The 16,892-nt window shown below is 52.3% G+C and carries 15 protein-coding genes; all 15 read left to right on the top strand.

Features of this window, described 5'->3' with window-relative positions:
• The first annotated feature begins 81 nt into the window (after positions 1 to 81).
• The 15 genes from T320_RS05335 to dnaB all read left to right on the top strand — a co-directional run bounded on the left by T320_RS05335 (position 82) and on the right by dnaB (position 16,743).
• Positions 82 to 249, top strand: coding sequence for a hypothetical protein (locus T320_RS05335; protein WP_037353711.1), 168 nt, complete (start codon positions 82 to 84; stop codon positions 247 to 249).
• A 75-nt stretch (positions 250 to 324) separates the two neighbouring features.
• Complete coding sequence (locus T320_RS05330; protein ID WP_026759649.1) at positions 325 to 600, top strand: hypothetical protein; 276 nt, start codon at positions 325 to 327, stop codon at positions 598 to 600.
• A gap of 26 nt (positions 601 to 626) precedes the next feature.
• Complete coding sequence (locus tag T320_RS05325; RefSeq protein WP_037353709.1) at positions 627 to 1,295, top strand: hypothetical protein; 669 nt, start codon at positions 627 to 629, stop codon at positions 1,293 to 1,295.
• A 70-nt stretch (positions 1,296 to 1,365) separates the two neighbouring features.
• The gene (locus tag T320_RS05320) at positions 1,366 to 2,022 is read left to right on the top strand and encodes a D-sedoheptulose-7-phosphate isomerase (protein WP_037353707.1); all 657 of its coding nucleotides are present in this window, start codon (positions 1,366 to 1,368) and stop codon (positions 2,020 to 2,022) included.
• Between the two features lie 249 nt (positions 2,023 to 2,271).
• Positions 2,272 to 3,780 carry a phosphohexomutase domain-containing protein gene (locus T320_RS05315; protein WP_037353704.1) on the top strand — a complete coding sequence of 503 codons (1,509 nt, stop codon included), beginning with the start codon at positions 2,272 to 2,274 and terminating at the stop codon, positions 3,778 to 3,780.
• Positions 3,780 to 4,457 (top strand): FadR/GntR family transcriptional regulator, encoded by a 678-nt coding sequence (locus tag T320_RS05310; RefSeq protein ID WP_026759653.1) that lies wholly within the window; start codon positions 3,780 to 3,782, stop codon positions 4,455 to 4,457. Before T320_RS05315 ends, T320_RS05310 begins: the two co-directional genes overlap by 1 nt.
• 159 nt (positions 4,458 to 4,616) lie before the next feature.
• Positions 4,617 to 5,234: a LutC/YkgG family protein gene (locus T320_RS05305; protein ID WP_037353701.1), complete on the top strand. Its 618-nt coding sequence runs from the start codon at positions 4,617 to 4,619 to the stop codon at positions 5,232 to 5,234.
• A 2-nt stretch (positions 5,235 to 5,236) separates the two neighbouring features.
• Entirely contained in the window at positions 5,237 to 7,417 is a 2,181-nt protein-coding gene (ldhH, locus tag T320_RS05300) for an L-lactate dehydrogenase (quinone) large subunit LdhH (protein ID WP_037353699.1), read from the top strand.
• 192 nt (positions 7,418 to 7,609) lie between these two features.
• Positions 7,610 to 9,328, top strand: a complete 1,719-nt coding sequence (locus T320_RS05295) for a M48 family metallopeptidase (RefSeq protein ID WP_037353697.1) — start codon at positions 7,610 to 7,612, stop codon at positions 9,326 to 9,328.
• An 8-nt stretch (positions 9,329 to 9,336) separates the two neighbouring features.
• Positions 9,337 to 9,855, top strand: a complete 519-nt coding sequence (locus tag T320_RS05290; RefSeq protein WP_037353695.1) for a tetratricopeptide repeat protein — start codon at positions 9,337 to 9,339, stop codon at positions 9,853 to 9,855.
• 167 nt (positions 9,856 to 10,022) lie between these two features.
• Positions 10,023 to 10,985 (top strand): YybS family protein, encoded by a 963-nt coding sequence (locus T320_RS05285; RefSeq protein WP_037353693.1) that lies wholly within the window; start codon positions 10,023 to 10,025, stop codon positions 10,983 to 10,985.
• A 10-nt stretch (positions 10,986 to 10,995) separates the two neighbouring features.
• Positions 10,996 to 13,005: a DHH family phosphoesterase gene (locus T320_RS05280; protein ID WP_037353691.1), complete on the top strand. Its 2,010-nt coding sequence runs from the start codon at positions 10,996 to 10,998 to the stop codon at positions 13,003 to 13,005.
• Positions 12,977 to 13,420: a 50S ribosomal protein L9 gene (rplI, locus tag T320_RS05275; RefSeq protein WP_026759660.1), complete on the top strand. Its 444-nt coding sequence runs from the start codon at positions 12,977 to 12,979 to the stop codon at positions 13,418 to 13,420. Before T320_RS05280 ends, rplI begins: the two co-directional genes overlap by 29 nt.
• Position 13,421: 1 nt before the next feature.
• Positions 13,422 to 15,410 carry a Lon family ATP-dependent protease gene (lonC, locus tag T320_RS05270; RefSeq protein WP_037353688.1) on the top strand — a complete coding sequence of 663 codons (1,989 nt, stop codon included), beginning with the start codon at positions 13,422 to 13,424 and terminating at the stop codon, positions 15,408 to 15,410.
• A 4-nt stretch (positions 15,411 to 15,414) separates the two neighbouring features.
• Positions 15,415 to 16,743, top strand: coding sequence for a replicative DNA helicase (gene dnaB, locus T320_RS05265; protein WP_197019378.1), 1,329 nt, complete (start codon positions 15,415 to 15,417; stop codon positions 16,741 to 16,743).
• Positions 16,744 to 16,892 lie beyond the last annotated feature (149 nt).

Genomic DNA, 16,892 nt, shown 5'->3' with positions numbered 1-16,892 from the left:
AGGCAGCGCGGGTTAGGCGCTGCCTTAGTTGTAGAAACGGGCTGATTTTGTTATACTTATAGCCGTTGGAGGATAAGATTTATGGATGACAAAACGGCGGCTATGGCGCGGCTGCAGGCCAGTATCGACGCGATTAACAAGCGTCTGGTCATTGATTCTAATGATTTGGATTATGAGACGCATTTGCGTCAAAAGCGGCAGCTGCAGCAGATTTTAGACCGCATGAAGGAAAAAATGTCCCAAAAGTGAGATTATCATGTTATTTTCAGCATATCCTGCTAGAATAATAAACATCAAAAAGTCAAAGATGAAAGGATGAACACTATGTCGCAGCGTATGACCATGGACGAAGTCTTGAAAGAGTATGGTGTGCCCCAGATTAAACTGGATATTCATGCTACCCGCAGTGAGCTCTTGAAGCTCCGGGAAAAGCTGATGGCCATTCGTGACCTGTCAAATGGCACGGAGCAGGGCTATCTCGATCTCGATTGCAAACTCTACATTGATGTGGACGATATCGACCGCTATCTGTCCGGCGAGCTGGACACGGTGGGGGAAATCTATGCGTTCCCTGAAGATATCAAATCCTATAAAGAATAATGGACAGAGTCAAAAGGAGATTTGACATGAAGATGAAGAAAATTCTCGCGTCCCTGATGGTGGGAGCAATGGTAATGACTACAGTTCCTGTGGTAAATATGAGCTATACGGCTACGGCCTACGCCGCCAAAGGCGGGGCAAAACTTGGCGGCGGTGCCAAGAGCGCACCAAAGGCTGCAGCTCCTAAGGCAGCTGCGCCTAAGAGCAATGCCGATACCCATAAGTCCGTATCCGGCAGCGGCGATACCTATAAGCCCTCCAAGGATGCCAAGAGCCTCGATAAGAATGCTCCGGCGGCGGGCAGCAAGAGCAACGCTGCTGCCAATACGGCCGCTAATACCCAGAGCGGCAGCCGTTGGGGCAATGCCCTGCGTACCGTAGGCCTGCTGGCTGGTGGTATGCTGCTCGGTTCCATGCTGGGCAATCTCTTTGGCAGCTCGATGCTGGGGGATATCTTTGGCGTCATTGCCAATGTGGTGATGTTCCTGGCCGTGTTTATGCTGATTCGCTGGGCTTGGAATAAGTTCCGCAACCGCGGCAAGGAAAATGTATACGCATCGCAGATGAATAACTACAATCGTCCGAACGAGCCGATTGATATTACGCCGCGCAACAACCAGCCGATTCAGGATATCCGTGGCCCGCAGGATGGCTATGATGCCCGCAGCACGGCGAATAAATATAGGAACAAGTAACGATATACAGCCTTCCCCTCTGGGGAAGGTGCCCCGTAGGGGCGGATGAGGTTTATAAGGAGTATCTATTTTGGTTAAAGAAACAACCCTGAAATGTGTCGAAGACTTAATTGCCCGCTATCCGCAGATGGCGGAGTGCCGGGCTGATTTGCAGGCGGCTGTCGAGGCTATCTGTGAGAGCTACCGCGGCGGGCATAAGCTGATTGCCTGCGGCAATGGCGGCAGTGCTTCGGACAGCGAACATATCGTAGGCGAGTTGATGAAAGGTTTCCTGCTCAAGCGGGAAATCAAGGGGGAACTGGCCGAGAAAATTCGTGCAAACTGCGGCGAAGATGCGCAGTATCTCATTGACAATTTGCAGGGAGCTCTGCCTGCGCTGTCCATGGTCAATCAGGTGGCGCTCAACACGGCCTTTGCCAATGACCAGGCGCCGGATTTATCCTTTGCCCAACAGCTTTTGGGCATGGGGGATGAAGGGGATGTATTGCTTGCTATCTCTACTTCTGGCAATAGCACCAACGTAATTTATGCGTTGGAAATGGCTAAGGTCAAGGGTGTAAAATCCATCGGCCTGTTGGGACATAGCGGCGGCAAAATCAAAGCCCGCAGCCTTGCGGATATCAATATCTGCGTGCCGGAGGACGAAACCTTCAAGATTCAGGAATTGCATCTGCCGGTGTATCATATGCTGTGCATTGCGGTGGAAAATGAGTTCTTTGGCGCTTGAGTAGAATTGATTTTTTGGACAAAACATGGTAATATAGAACACAAGAAAGGCTACCGGTGACGGTCAGCCCTACAGATGTGAACAACGATTAAGAATCGCCGCCCCCGATTTTGCAGGTCAAGAGGCGGCTTTTCTTATGCCTTTATGGTGGATTGGTTCGGTCGCCATGAGAAATCATTCCTTGCAGGAAATCAGCAAGTATATGACGAATCTATATATTATATGACAACAACAGGGGAGGCATTATCTATGATTATTCCGGAAAAGAATCTGATGAAGCTGGCTAACGGCAGTGATGTGCGTGGTGTGGCCATTGAAGGCGTGGCAGACGAGCCTGTGACCTTGAGCACTGATGCAGCGAATGTCATTGCCAGCGGGTTCCTTGATTTTCTGGCTGACAAGACCGGCAAGAAGAAAAAAGATCTGCGCATTGCTGTCGGCCATGATTCCCGCCTGTCGGCTGGCGACCTCAAAAAGGCAGTCTTGAACGCTCTGACGGCGGCAGGAGTAGTAGCAGTGGATTGCGGCCTGGCTTCTACGCCGGCTATGTTTATGTCCATCGTTTTCCCGGAAACTAAGATGGACGGCTCCATTATGATTACGGCAAGTCACCTGCCCTACAACCGCAATGGCCTCAAGTTCTTCACGAAGGACGGCGGCGTGGAACATGATGATGTTATCGCTATCCTCAAAAATGCCTCCCGCAACCCTGTGGTCGAAGGGGACTTGGCTAAGGTTCAGAAATACGATTTGATTGAACGCTATGGTCATCACCTGCGCAAGAAAATCCGTCAGGCTCTGGGCGGGGAGAATGAACCATTGAAAGGCATGCACATTGTGGTGGATGCCGGCAATGGTGCAGGCGGCTTCTTTGCTACGCAAGTCTTGAGCCGTCTGGGTGCCAATACTTCCGGCAGCGTCTTTTTGGAACCGGATGGGCACTTCCCCAATCACATCCCCAACCCCGAAAACAAGCAGGCTATGGCAGCCATCAAAAAAGCCGTGCTGGACAGCCGTGCAGATTTGGGCTTGATTTTCGATACGGACGTTGACCGCATGAGTGCCGTACTCAAAAACGGCAAGGAAATCAGCCGTAATGCGCTGATTGCCATGATGGCCGCCATTCTTGCACCGGATTATCCTGGCAGCACGATTATTACGGACTCTGTTACCAGTGATGAACTGACCATCTTCCTCGAAAAGGAACTGGGCCTCAAGCATCTGCGTTACATGCGTGGCTACAAGAACGTCATTGACGAGTGCATCCGCCAGAATAAGGCCGGTACGGTTTCTCCGCTGGCTATCGAGACTTCCGGTCACGGTGCCCTGTCGGAAAACTACTATCTCGATGACGGTGCCTATCTGGCAGTCAAACTCTTGATTGCCGCTGCCAAAGCCCGCGCCAAAGGCAAGAAACTCTCTGATTTGGTGGCCAAGCTGGGCGAGCCGGTGGAAGGCCGTGAATTCCGCCTGAAAATCAAGGGCGAAGAAGATTTCCGCGGCTATGGCAATGATGTGCTGCAAAAATTCGAGGAACGTGCTCAGGCCGCAGGCATTAAAATTGCCAAACCGTCCTATGAAGGTGTGCGTTTGGTATTCCCGGATGGTTGGGCACTCCTCAGAATGTCCCTCCATGACCCCAATATGCCGCTGAATGTGGAAAGCCGCAAGGCTGGCGGTGTAGAGATTATCGCAGATAAAGTAAAGGAGTTGCTCACGGGCTTTACGAGCCTCGATATGAGCGTGTTTGAAAAATAATGGCAAAAGCAACATTAGCCGAAGATACGGCCCAGTCCATAATCCAGTACATTTTGGATAATCATTTGAAACCCGGGGACAAATTGCCCACAGAACCGGTTTTCATGGAGAAGCTGGGCGTGGGCAGAGGAACCCTGCGGGAAGGAATAAAGCTCCTGGCAGCCAGAAATATTCTGGACATCCGTCAGGGGGCTGGTTCCTATGTGTCCCATCAGCGGGGCATTCCTGATGACCCGTTGGGGCTGACCTTTATCGAAGAGGACAGCGAGCTGATTGTCGATATGCTGGATGTGCGCCTGTTATTCGAGCCACACGTGGCCAGACTGGCCGCAGCGCGAGCCGGCGAAGAAGAAAAAGCTGAGATAATGGCGCAGGCGGAAGAAGTGGAACGCTGCATTGAGGCCGGTGAGTCCTATGTGGCCGCCGACGCCCGCTTCCATCGTTTGATTGCCGAAGCCAGCGGCAATAAGGTTTTTGGTAATCTGACTTACATCCTCAATACTTCCATTGCGCAGAATATCGCCATTACCAAGGATGCTCAGCGGGACAGCAATACCATCCGCTATCACCGCAAAATTGCGCAGGCAATCATGGATAAGCAGCCTGATGATGCGGCCAGCTACATGAATATGCATTTGCAGCTGCTGCGGGAATTCGTCAGAGAAAAGATGAGTTAAATAGGGAGAGATTCACAGAAAGCACAGTCTGTGAATCTCTTTTTTTATGTATTACATGAATGAAAAGTTGACATTTTCAGAAAATAAAGTTATACTATTCATATGATGAATTTATAGGTATTATAGGAGAGTGGTTTTATCTAAAAAGGGGGAGCCTTTATGGAAAAAGTATGTGCAGATTGGCCGTCAAAAGCATTTGATGAGCAGCTGGTCAGCGGTAAATACTGGGACGAATTCGCCGAAAACACAAAAGCGGCGGCTACGGAGCTCGTTCATGCTGGCACCTGGCAGGAAGCGGAGCAGTTGCTGCAGGAATTGGTGGATGACATGGAAGCCAAGGAGATTTTGGCCGTTGGTGGCGAGGAAAATCCGCGCTTAGGTATGATGTATAAACACTTGGAAGGTCATGGCCGGGTGGTTTATACGGATAAGTTCGCGATAGCCGAACATGCACCACAGGCGGATTTGGGCATTTCCACGGCAGAATTCGGCGTAGGAGAGAGCGGCAGCGTCTGTGTGGATACAGCCTCCTACGAGTCCCGCGTTACTGGCATGCTTCCCCCGACACATATTGTTTTTCTGCAGGCTGACCACATGGTCAAGAATATCGACACGGCTTTTCGCGTGATTTCCAAGGTATACAAGAAGGGCTATATGGGCTTTATCACCGGCCCGAGCCGTACAGCTGACATTGAACGTGTATTGAGTCTCGGGGTTCACGGCCCCGGCCGCTTTATCGTAATTGCCGTTGATGAACCAGCACAAGGGAGGGCTTGACCATGGCCGTAAAGGAAAAACGCAATATCCGCAAGGAAATCCACACGAAACTTGATGATAATGTCATGCAGGGGGCGCTGGCCAAGTTTACCTCTGAGTATCCGCTGGCCCGTCTCAAAGCCTACGCCAATGTGGACAGCATTGACGATTTGCGGGATGATTTGCGCACCATGAAGCGCTGGGCTGTTGACCATATCGATGCTCTGGCTGATGAATTCCAGCATTCCGTAGAGGAGCGGGGCGGCAAGGTGTTCCGGGCTGCCACTGGTGATGATGTGAAGAAGATTCTCCTGCAGATTTGTGAGGAAAATGGCGTGCAGCGCATCGTTAAATCCAAGTCCATGGCTACGGAGGAAATCAAACTTAATGGCGCTTTGGAAGAAGCTGGCCTGCATGTAAGAGAAACGGATTTGGGCGAGTGGATGCTCTCGGTAGCTGGCCAGAAGCCGTCCCATATGGTTATGCCGGCGATTCACCTCAACAAGGAACAGTGCGCTGGTTTCTTTGAACAGGAATTGCACGAGGAAGTGCCCAGCGATATTTCCTATATGATTCATACGGCTCGCCGTGTTCTGCGGGAAGAATTTTTGAATGCAGATTTGGGTATCACGGGTGCGAACTTCGGCATTGCAGAAAATGGTGCGATTGGCCTTGTGACCAATGAAGGTAACGCACGTCTGGTTACGACCACGCCGAAGATTCACGTGGTGCTTATCGGTTATGAAAAACTGATTCCTAAAATCAAGGATGCTGCCAAAATCCTGCGCCTGCTGCCCCGCAACGGCACCTGCCAGCGTATGACCAGCTACATGACTATGGTTTCTGGGCCTACCCCCATCATCTACAAGAAGGACGGCAAATGGGTGGAGGAAAACCGCAAACAGTATGTAATCCTTCTGGATAACGGTCGTCTGGCTGCGGCCAAAGATCCCAAGATGAAACAGGTTTATCAGTGCGTGCGCTGTGCTTCCTGCCTTAATGTCTGCCCCATCTGGCGCATGGTGGGCGGCCATGTCTACGGCCATATCTATTCCGGCGGCATTGGCGCTATCCTGACGGGCCTGTTGGGCAATATGGAGGCTTTCTCCAAGTTCAGCGACCTCTGCATTGGCTGCCGTCAGTGCACCACCATCTGTCCGGGTGAAATCCCCATCCCTGACCTCATTGACGAACTGCGGGCCCGCTATGTGAAGAAATACGGTCTTTCCATGCCGGAAAAAACCGCCTTCCAACATATACTTACACACCGCAAGGTATTCCATTCGCTTCTGCGCATTGGTTCCGTGGCACAGAAACCGGTGCAGTCCGGCAAGTTTATCCGCCATCTGCCGTTGTTCTTCTCCGGCATGACCGATGGCAGAAGCCTGCCTGCTATTGCGGCCAAGCCCTTGCGTGACCGCACGGAGGATTTGTGCAAGCATAATCCTAAGAATCCCGTTATGACGGCGGCCTTCTTCAGCGGCTGCAATATGGACTTTGTATTCCCCGATACCGGCGAATCTGTGGTAAAGGTATTGCAGGATTTGAACATAGCCGTGACCTATCCGCAGGAGCAGACCTGCTGCGGCAAGCCGGTCTTGGGCATGGGCGACCGGGAGACGGGCAAGGTCATTGCCAAGCAGAATATTGAAGCCCTGGAAGCCACGGGAGCCGATGTGATTATCAGCGCCTGTCCCACCTGCGCCGAAACCTTGGAGCGCACCTACAAGGAACTCTTTAAGGATGACCCCGAGTGGCGGGATAGAGCCGCAGCTTTGGCTAGAAAGGTGCGGGAGTTCACCAGCTTTGTGGCCGAGCAGTATAAGGCGCGGGGCCGTACCCTTCCCCAGAACGAAAGAGGCAGCCGTATCACCTACCACGATTCCTGCCATATGCGCCGCGGCTTAGGCGTTTGGGAACAGCCCCGGGAACTCATCAAAATGACCGGCGCAGACTTCGTGGAGATGAAGGACAGCGACCGTTGCTGCGGCATGGCCGGTGCCTTCGGCGTCAAGTACAGTGAAATCTCCAAGCCCATCCTCCATGATAAACTGGAGAATATCGCAAATACTGGAGCCGATACTGTAGCCGTAGCCTGCCCGGCCTGCATGATGCAGATAGGCGGCGGCCTCAACCAGCAAAATCCGCGGGTTAAGGTAAAACATGTGGCCGATATTCTGGCGGAGTGTATTGCGGAACGGTAAAAAAATAAAAGGGTTGCGAAATGTAACTCTTACAGCGAAAAAATTCCGATGATATAAAATATGTCATCGGAATTTTTTCGCTGTAATTATTGCAAATTTATTAGAGGAAGATTATAATTCCCTTAGAAAATATCTGCTAAAGTACAGGTGTTTTTGAAAGCGTGTTTTTCGGCTTTTATTTTAGGAGGAAGTATGATTCAGGGAAAGAAAATCAGACAGAAAAAATGGCAGAAGAAAGTTGCGGCAGCCTTGCTGGCAGCAGGGATGTTCAGCTTCTTGCCGGCTGGTCTGCCGACGGCGCAGGCTTTTGGCTGGGGGAATGTGGTCGGCAGTATAATCGGTGCCTCGATACAGGCAGATGCGCTGCGCTCAAATTTCCTTAGCGCTGGCGATAACCCAACGGTACAGAATGCCCATCATGATTTAGCGACGCGCCATGCCACGGCCAATCGTCCGGTTGATGCACGGGCTGTGAAGATGACGGATGAAATCATGAAGCAGATGATTGAACGTGGCGATTATGTGCTGCGCAACAATTCCCTGCCGTTTCGTTGGCAGGTTGTGCCCAACAACACGTTTAACGCCTCCTGTTATTTTTCCAATTTTATCATCGTGCATGATGGTTTCGTAGAAAAATGCGGCTATAACCGGGATATGGTTGCCGCTGTGTTAGGCCATGAAATGACCCATGGCTTCAATCAGCATATTGCCAATAGCGCCGCAAAAAGCACTTGGGCGAATGCGCTCTCCGGCATGGCCAACAGTGCCCTGAGTGCATCGAACTTCGGTGTAGGCGTGGGTCTTACGGGCTTGTCGGATGCGACCCTTCGCTTTCTGACGGTGAAAAACATCAATGTCGCCGATGAAAAAGATGCCGACCGCAATGGCTTCTATGTCATGGCATCGGCTGGTTTCAACCCGGGCGGTGCGGCAGCAGCCATGGCCCGTATGAGCTATTATACGGAACACCGCAGTCAGGTGGCAGATTTCTTCAATCCCAGCGACCATCCGGATACACGCAAGCGACTGAAGGACATGGCTGAACTGCTGCACAAATATGGTATCGGCCATACGGAAGTCAAGAATGTCAACGATGTATACTTTGACAAGGAATTGTTGCTGACTGCTGAACCGGAAGGGTTGCAGGATGCTGAGGAAATGGCTTATCTGATTTCCGGCGGCATTGCCAAGGGCTTCCATGATAACCGCTTCTATGCTTCGTGGAATTTTAAGACCAATGCAGATGGCACCGTGGATTTCCTCAACAATGACCCCGCCTATCAGCCGCTCAAGAATGCACTGAAGGTTGAAAAAGGTCTGGGGCAGCGCTTCCAGGCATTAGTAGAACGTGCCTATAACAATGATGTAAAGAATAATGCACGCGAAGAATATCTGCAGGACGAAATGGATCGCAAACAGCGGAACCGTGAACTGCGTCAGGAGCAGGCCGCCCGCAAGCATGATTCCAACGATAAGGCCATAAACGGTCAGACGTATCTGAAAATGGGCCTGACCAATTTGGCCGAGCAGGAATTTAAGCGTTCCTCCAAGCTGGATAATACCAATCCGTCTGCAAAGAGCGGTATGGCAACGGTGCTGGGTAAGCAGGGGAAATTTGACGAGGCCTTAAAGATGGCCAATGAAGCCATTGCGATGAATCCGGAACTAGGTTCCAGCTACGTTGCCCGGGCAATTATCTACAAGGACATGGGCAAGTTGGACAGTGCCTTAAATGATTGCAATACGGCTTTGCAGTCGCCGCAATCCAATACTTATGCCTACAAGCTGGCCGGTGATATATTCCATCTGCAGGGTGCTGAAGACAGTGCGCTGATGGAATATCAGGCTTACCATGATTCCAGACCGGCAGCCAAAGATATTCCAGCAGCTTATGTGGCACGTCTGAACTGAGGCCTTTTATGATGAAAAAAATTCTTTGTCTGTTTTTAGCAGGGGTGCTGATATCCCTGCCGCTGTCCACGTTGCAACCGTCCTTTGTCATGGCAAATCAGAAGGTTTTTCGCAAGGTGACGCCGGCCGATAATCAGCGGGCGCTGCAGCTGTTAGAACAGGCCAATAGCCTGCGGAGCAGCAAAAAATATGAAGAAGCAATCCCACTTTATACCAAGGCCATTCACATCAATGAGCGGTTGGGTGGTTATGCGGGCAGAGCTTATTGCCGATTCATGCTCCACGACTATGAGCAGGCCGAACGGGATGCCAACACTTCCATCCATAATCGCAGTGCCAGAGATTTACTTCTCCCCGGCATGATGGGCATGGCTGAATACGTGCGCGGCATCTGCCGTTACCAGCAGGGTAAATATGCCGAAGCTGAAAAAGACCTGCGCATAGCAGCCAACAGCCGCTATGGTACAGACGAGGTTAAACAGCTGTATCAGACTTGTAAAGAAAAAGCTGCGGCGGTGCAGAAATAACGATACCTCAAAACGCTCTCAGGCATTGGCTGAGGGCGTTTTTGTGAGCATTAAACAATATATAATGCTATATACTAGTACGCCGTTGATGGTTTTAGTACCTGCCCTCAAGACATGCCTATCCTTTTCTGCTATAATGAAATGTGATTTTCAGAAAGGATGACAACATGAATCAACATAGAATGACACCGTTGACGGAGAGCGGGCTCTTGACGGCACTTAGTGTGGTGCTGGCGTTAATGGCGGTTTATCTGCCCTTTATTGGCTTTTTGCTGGTACTGTTCTGGCCGCTGCCGCTGATTGTTCTGGTGGCGCGTCATGGACTGCGCTGGGGGCTGATGGCGGCAGCGGCGGCGGGTGTATTGATGGGGCTTCTTTTGGAACCGTTACTGTCCCTGCGGCTGGTGATTGCGTATGCTCCGGCAGGACTGCTTCTTGGCTGGGCATTTGCCAAAGGCTTGTCCGGTGTGAAGGCTTTTCTGCTGACGATTGCAGCAGCGATTGCTGGGCAGGCAGCGTCTGTTGGATTGCTGCTTTTGGTTACGGATGTGAATCCGCTGACTATGCAGGTGGAACTTTTGCAGTCTTCCTTTGACACATCTTTGCAGCTCTACGAGGGGATGGGCATGAGTGAGGATACTCTGGCCAAGACCCGGGCGGAAATTGAGCAGGGACTACAGATGCTGACGTATCTTTTCCCTCTGGTATTTATTATTATAGGGCTGTTGTATGGCGGCGTGGCCTATGTGACGGGCGGAAAAATCCTGAAACGGCTGGGCCATAATGTGCCGCAGTTCCCGCCTGTACATGAGTGGCGTTTGCCGCAGGCTTTCCTGTATCTCTTTGGCTTTGCGCTGGTGGGGCTCTACTGGGGCGGCACCAGGCAGATTATGTGGCTCTATCAGATTTCCCTGAATGCCAATGCACTGGCCATTATGGCCGGACTTTTGCAGGGGCTGGTGCTGATGCACTGCCTGTTCCGTCATTTCAGGGTGAGTCTTTTTTTGAGGATTGTCTTTTACGTGTTTATTGTGATGAATCCCTTTTTGGCCCAGGTGGTGGCCATGACGGGGCTTATCGATATGATTTTTGACTACCGGCAGCGTTTTTCTGCCCGCAATCAGAAATGAGGTGCGCTAAATGCCACGAAATCTTTCGGCGTGGATAGATTTATCGATACATTTGCTTATCATGCTGGTGCTTATCGGCGTGCTATCCTATTACAATTTTTACATTGCCGCCATTGCCGGTGTGGTATGGCTGGCGCTGGCTTCTTTCGCCCGGGAACGGTGCGCGGACAGGTCCAGGCGCTTCGAGCGGTATTGCCGCAATGTAGTGCGCAATATCAATGAAATGCTCAATTATGCGGTGGATGAGCTGCCACAGGCCATTATGATTGTCAATGAGGAAGGGCGCCTGCAGTGGTGCAATGACCGCATTACCGCATACTTAGGGGAAAAGCCCGAACAGGATACGGATGTGAAGGATATCTGGCCGGGTATCATCATTGCGCCGGTCTGGGGGCAGGAAGGCGAATACGTCTTTGCCCATGAGGACAGGTATTATCATGTGTTCTATCATCCGGTGAAGATGGCTCCGCGTCAGGAACCGCTGATGACTCTTTACATTCAGGATGTGACCAGCCATGAACAGCTCAAGAGTACCTATCAGCAGAGCCGTACAGTATTGGTTTACATTCAGATTGATAACTATGACGAGGTCATGCAGGGGCAGACGGAAGCTGAGCGCACATCGCTGCTGCTGGCCGTCAATCAGACCATTGATAAATGGATGAAGAATCTCGGCGGCTTTATGCGCCGTGTCAGCGAGGACTTGTATGTGGTGATTCTGACCCGTGAGGGGCTGGATCAGGCCATGAACGAGAAGTTCGATGTGCTGGATAAGGCGCGTCAGTTGCAGAGCACCAACCGTTTGCCGGTAACACTGTCCATGGGCGTAGCTGTGGCGGAAAATCAGACCATGGCCGAGCTGGGGGCGCAGGCGCAGGCAGGACTGGATTTGGCTTTGGGCCGCGGCGGCGACCAAGTGGCCGTGCAGATGAACGGCAAGACCCAGTTCTTTGGCGGCCGGGCTAAGGCCGTGGAGAAGCATACCCGTGTCAAGGCGCGGGTGGTGGCTCATGCCATTCGGGAAATCATGGAAGGTGCCGACGAAATCTACATTATGGGGCACCATAATGAGGACTTTGACTGCTTCGGCGCAGCTATGGGCGTGGCCAAGATGGCCCGTCAGCTGGAAAAGCCTTACCATATCGTGCTGTCGGATATGAACGATGGTATTGACAAATTCCATGATTTGCTTAAAGATAAAGAGGAATACGAAGGCGTGTTCGTTCACGCCGAGGATATTAAGGGCAGCACGGCTCTTAACCCGGTGCTCATCGTGGTGGATACGCATATTCCCCACCTGGTGGCCGACCCCACTTTGCTGGAGCGGGTTCATCAGGTGGTGGTTATCGACCATCATCGCCGCAGCGAGAACTTCATCAAGAGCCCGCTGCTGGTTTACATCGAGCCTGGTGCCAGCTCCACGAGTGAGCTGATAACGGAGCTTCTGATGTACTTTGGCGAGGATATCCGCTTGGGACGAATGGATGCTACCGCCCTTTATTCCGGCATTGTGGTGGATACCAAGAACTTTGCGGTACAGACCGGCGTGCGAACCTTTGATGCGGCGGCCTTCCTGCGGCGCAGCGGGGCTGACCCGGTCATGGTGCGCCATCTCTTCCGCTCCGATTTTGATACTACGGTGGCTTTGGCTAAGACCAAGGCGCGGGCGGAACTCTTCCCCGGCGGACTCATTGTGTCCACCATTTCCGAGCGTATCCCCAACATTCAGGTTATCGCAGCGCAGGCGGCGGACAGCTTGCTGCGCATTGAAAATGTGCGCATGAGCATCCTCATCTTCCAGCTGACGGAGGATACCGTCGGCCTCAGTGCCCGCTCCACTGGTGAACTCAATGTGCAGGTCATCATGGAAGCCTTCGGCGGCGGCGGCCATCAGAATGTGGCCGGTGCGCAGGTGAAAGACGGCGACATTGAGGCAATCAAGGCCAAGGTTATTGAGATAAGCGAAAAATATATCGAGGAGAATGATAAAGATGAAAGTGATTCTGCAGCAGGACGTTAAAAAATTAGGCAAGAAAGGCGAAATCGTGGAAGTATCGGAAGGCTACGGCCGCAACTTTCTCCTGCCCCGCAAGGCAGCCGTGCTCGCCAACGCTGAGAATATGAATGTGGCCAAGGCGCAGGCTGGTTCCAAGGCCCGCAAGGAAGCCATGGCTACGGATGAAGCAAAACTGATGGCAGCCCAGCTCGAAAAGGTTTCTGTGACCATCCCCGTGAAAATCGGCGAAAACGGCAAGCTGTTCGGCTCTGTTACGGGCAAGGATGTAGCCGATGCTTTGAAGAAGGAAAAGATTGATATTGACCGCCGGAAAATCACCATCAAGGGTGATGTAACGGGCGTTGGTGAATACGAAGCCGTCATCAAGGTGCATCCTTCGATTACCAGCACCATCAAGGTCAATGTAGTGGCAGGTTGATATGAAATTTCTGGATTATATTCGCAATCTATTTACGAAAAAACAGGAGCAGGCATTGCCTGCTCCTGCTTCACGCAGTGCTACCCCGCTGGATAGGCAGATTGAGGCCCTCTACGCCATTTTGGTAGACGTTATGGGCACGGAAAAACTGGTGATTCAGGCCGGGAAGATGAAGGCACTGGACCTCATGCGCTCCGCAGACCCCTGTGAACGGGTACTGGCCCTGCAGCGCATCTTAGGGGAAGACCCGCTGATCAATCCTGCGCCCAAGCCGGAACAGGTGCCCGCCATTATGGATGCCCTGTCCGAGCGGGTGGCGGACATTGTGGCCCGCCGCAATGTGGAAGACAGCATTGAGAAGAAGGTCAATGAAAAACTCGAAAAAGATCACGCAGATTATGTGAACGATATCCGCCAGCAGGTCATAAAGGACGAAAAAGGCGGCAATGAAAGTCCGCAGGACAAGGAAAAGCGGGAGAAACTGGAAAAGCTGGAAACGATTAAGCTGACCCAGTCCATTATGGAACTTCTGCGCCCGCAGGACTTCTCGGAAATTGTCGGTCAGGAGCGGGCGGTTAAGTCGCTGATGGCTAAACTCAGCTCCCCTTATCCCCAGCACCTGCTGCTTTACGGCCCTCCCGGCGTGGGCAAGACCACGGCAGCCAGATTGGTGCTGGAAGCGGCTAAGAAAAAGGCCGTATCACCTTTCGGTGAGGAAGCGCCCTTTGTGGAGACGGACGGCACAACCTTGCGTTGGGACCCGCGGGATATTACCAATCCTCTATTAGGTTCCGTTCATGACCCAATCTATCAAGGCGCGCAGAAGACGCTGGCGGACAGCGGTATTCCCGAACCGAAACCGGGCCTTGTTACGGACGCCCACGGCGGCATCCTGTTTATCGATGAAATCGGTGAAATGGATGAAATGCTGCAGAACAAATTGCTAAAGGTGCTCGAAGACAAGAGGGCCTATTTCGAGTCGGCTTACTATGACCCTACGGATAAGAAGGTGCCACCCTATATCAAGAAGCTCTTTGAGGAAGGCGCACCGGCAGATTTCGTGCTGATTGGCGCTACCACCCGGGATGCAGGCCATATCAATCCGGCGCTGCGCTCCCGCTGTGCGGAGATTTACTTCGAACCGCTGACGCCGAAGCACATTCAGCAGATTGTGCGCAATGCGGCAGAAAAGCTCAAGGTTACGGTCAGCGATGAAGTGACGGCCTTAATCAGCGAGTACACCATCGAGGGCCGCAAGGCCATCAATATCCTGGCCGACGCTTACAGTCTGGCCTTGGAACGCTGCGGTGTTGGGGACGAGTTCAAGGTGGAGGATTTGGGCACGGAAAATGGCCCGCAGGTGGAAATCACCAAGGCAGATATCTACGAGGTGACGCAGGTCAGCCGTCTGACACCTTACGTCACCAAGAAGGCTTCGGATAATGCCCTCCAGGGCCATATCTTCGGACTTGGGGTAGCAGGCTTCTTAGGCTCGGCCATCGAGATTGAAGCAGTGGCTTTTCCGGCCAAGGAAAAGGGCAAGGGCACGGTGCGCTTCAATGAAACCGCCGGTTCCATGGCCAAGGATTCCGTGTTCAATGCAGCTTCGGTGATGCGTCAGCTCACCGGCAAGGATTTGCATGATTATGATGTGCATATCAATGTGATTGGCGGCGGCAATATTGACGGACCGAGCGCAGGTACGGCAATACTGGCGGTTATCACCAGTGCCGTAACTGGCCGCAAAATCCGTCAGGATGTGGCGGTAACCGGCGAAATTTCTTTGGCAGGCCGGGTGCGCCCGGTTGGCGGCGTCTTTGAAAAGGCCTATGGGGCCAAACAGGCGGGTATCAGAACTTTGGTAATCCCCAAGGAAAACAGCAAGGATATTCCGCAGGAGCATCTGGGACTGGATATTCATCCTGTGGACACTGCGGAAGAAGCCTTTAAGTATATCTTTGCGCCGGAAATGGAGAAGGAAGAGGAGTAAGAAAATGGCATTGCCAGAACGTGTACCACCCCAGAACATTGAAGCCGAACAGGCGGTTTTGGGGGCCATGCTCATAAAGAAAGAAGCCATCATTGAGGTGCAGGAAATCCTGCGCCCGGATGACTTTTACCGGGAAACCCACCGTATTATCTACGAGGCCATGGTGCGTCTGCAGAATAATGATGAAGCAGTGGATTTGGTAACCTTGACGGAGGAACTGCGGAAAACCGATATGCTCGACAAGGTGGGCGGCCTTGGCTTTATTACCCAGCTGGCCAATATCGTGGCCACTGCGGCCAATGTCAGCTACCACGCTAAAATCGTCAAGGAAAAGGCAGAGCTCAGAAACCTTATCAACGTGGCCACGGAAATTGCGGGCAAGGCCTATGAGGACAGCGATGAAGTCGAAAACATCATGGACGAGGCGGAGAAGAAGATTCTCGCCGTGGCCAGCCGCCGGGGGGGCGGGGCTTTTGAGTCCATGAAGAATATCGTCATGCGCACCTTTGAACGCATCAATGTGCTCTATGAATCCAAGGGCGGGCTTACGGGCCTGAGTTCTGGGTTTAAGGATTTGGACAAGCTGACGGCGGGCCTGCAGAAGTCGGACCTCATCTTAGTGGCGGCTCGTCCTTCAATGGGTAAGACGGCCTTCACGCTGAATATTGCGAGCTATGTTGGTCTGCATGGCGGCAATGTGGCCTTTTTCTCGCTCGAAATGAGCAAGGAGCAGCTCATGCAGCGTATGCTCTGCTCCGAAGGCGGCATTGATGCGTCAAGACTCCGCACCGGCCAGCTCGACGAGGTGGAATGGAACAAGCTCGTCGGCGTGGCCGACCGTATGAGCCGGGCCCCTATCTATATTGATGATACGGCAGGCATCACGGTTATGGAACTGCGTTCCAAGGCCCGGCGCCTCAAGGCGGAGCATGGCCTTGACCTCATCATCATCGACTATCTGCAGCTCATGCAGGGCCGCGCCAGCAAGAACAGCGACAACCGTCAGCAGGAAATCTCCGAGATTTCCCGTTCGCTCAAAGCATTAGCGCGTGAACTGGATGTGCCGGTTATCGCCCTTTCCCAGCTCTCCCGTTCCGTAGAAAGTCGCCAGATTAAAAAGCCGATGCTCTCCGACCTGCGTGAATCCGGGTCTTTGGAGCAGGATGCGGATATTGTTATGTTCCTCTATCGCGAAGATTACTACGATAAGGATACGGAGAACAAGAACATCACCGAAATCATCGTGGCGAAACACCGTAACGGCCCGGTCGATAGCGTGCAGCTGTTCTTCCAAAAAGAGTTCACCAAATTCCGCGACCTGCTGGTGCAGTGATTACCGCTATCCTGGTTCGTGGCTGGCGGGGCGGCTGGGGGTTGTTCACGCGCTGCTAAGCCAGTTGGCTAAAAATAATTTTTGCCTTTTATAAAACTCAAAGCACTTAAACTCACTGCGTTCAGACAAAAGTGCTTTGAGTTTTTTTG

This window comes from Selenomonas sp. FC4001 (assembly GCF_000701565.1).
GTDB lineage: Bacteria > Bacillota > Negativicutes > Selenomonadales > Selenomonadaceae > Selenomonas_A > Selenomonas_A ruminantium_B.
Note: the sequence above shows the minus strand (reverse complement) of the source record. Positions and strands in the feature narration are given on the sequence as shown.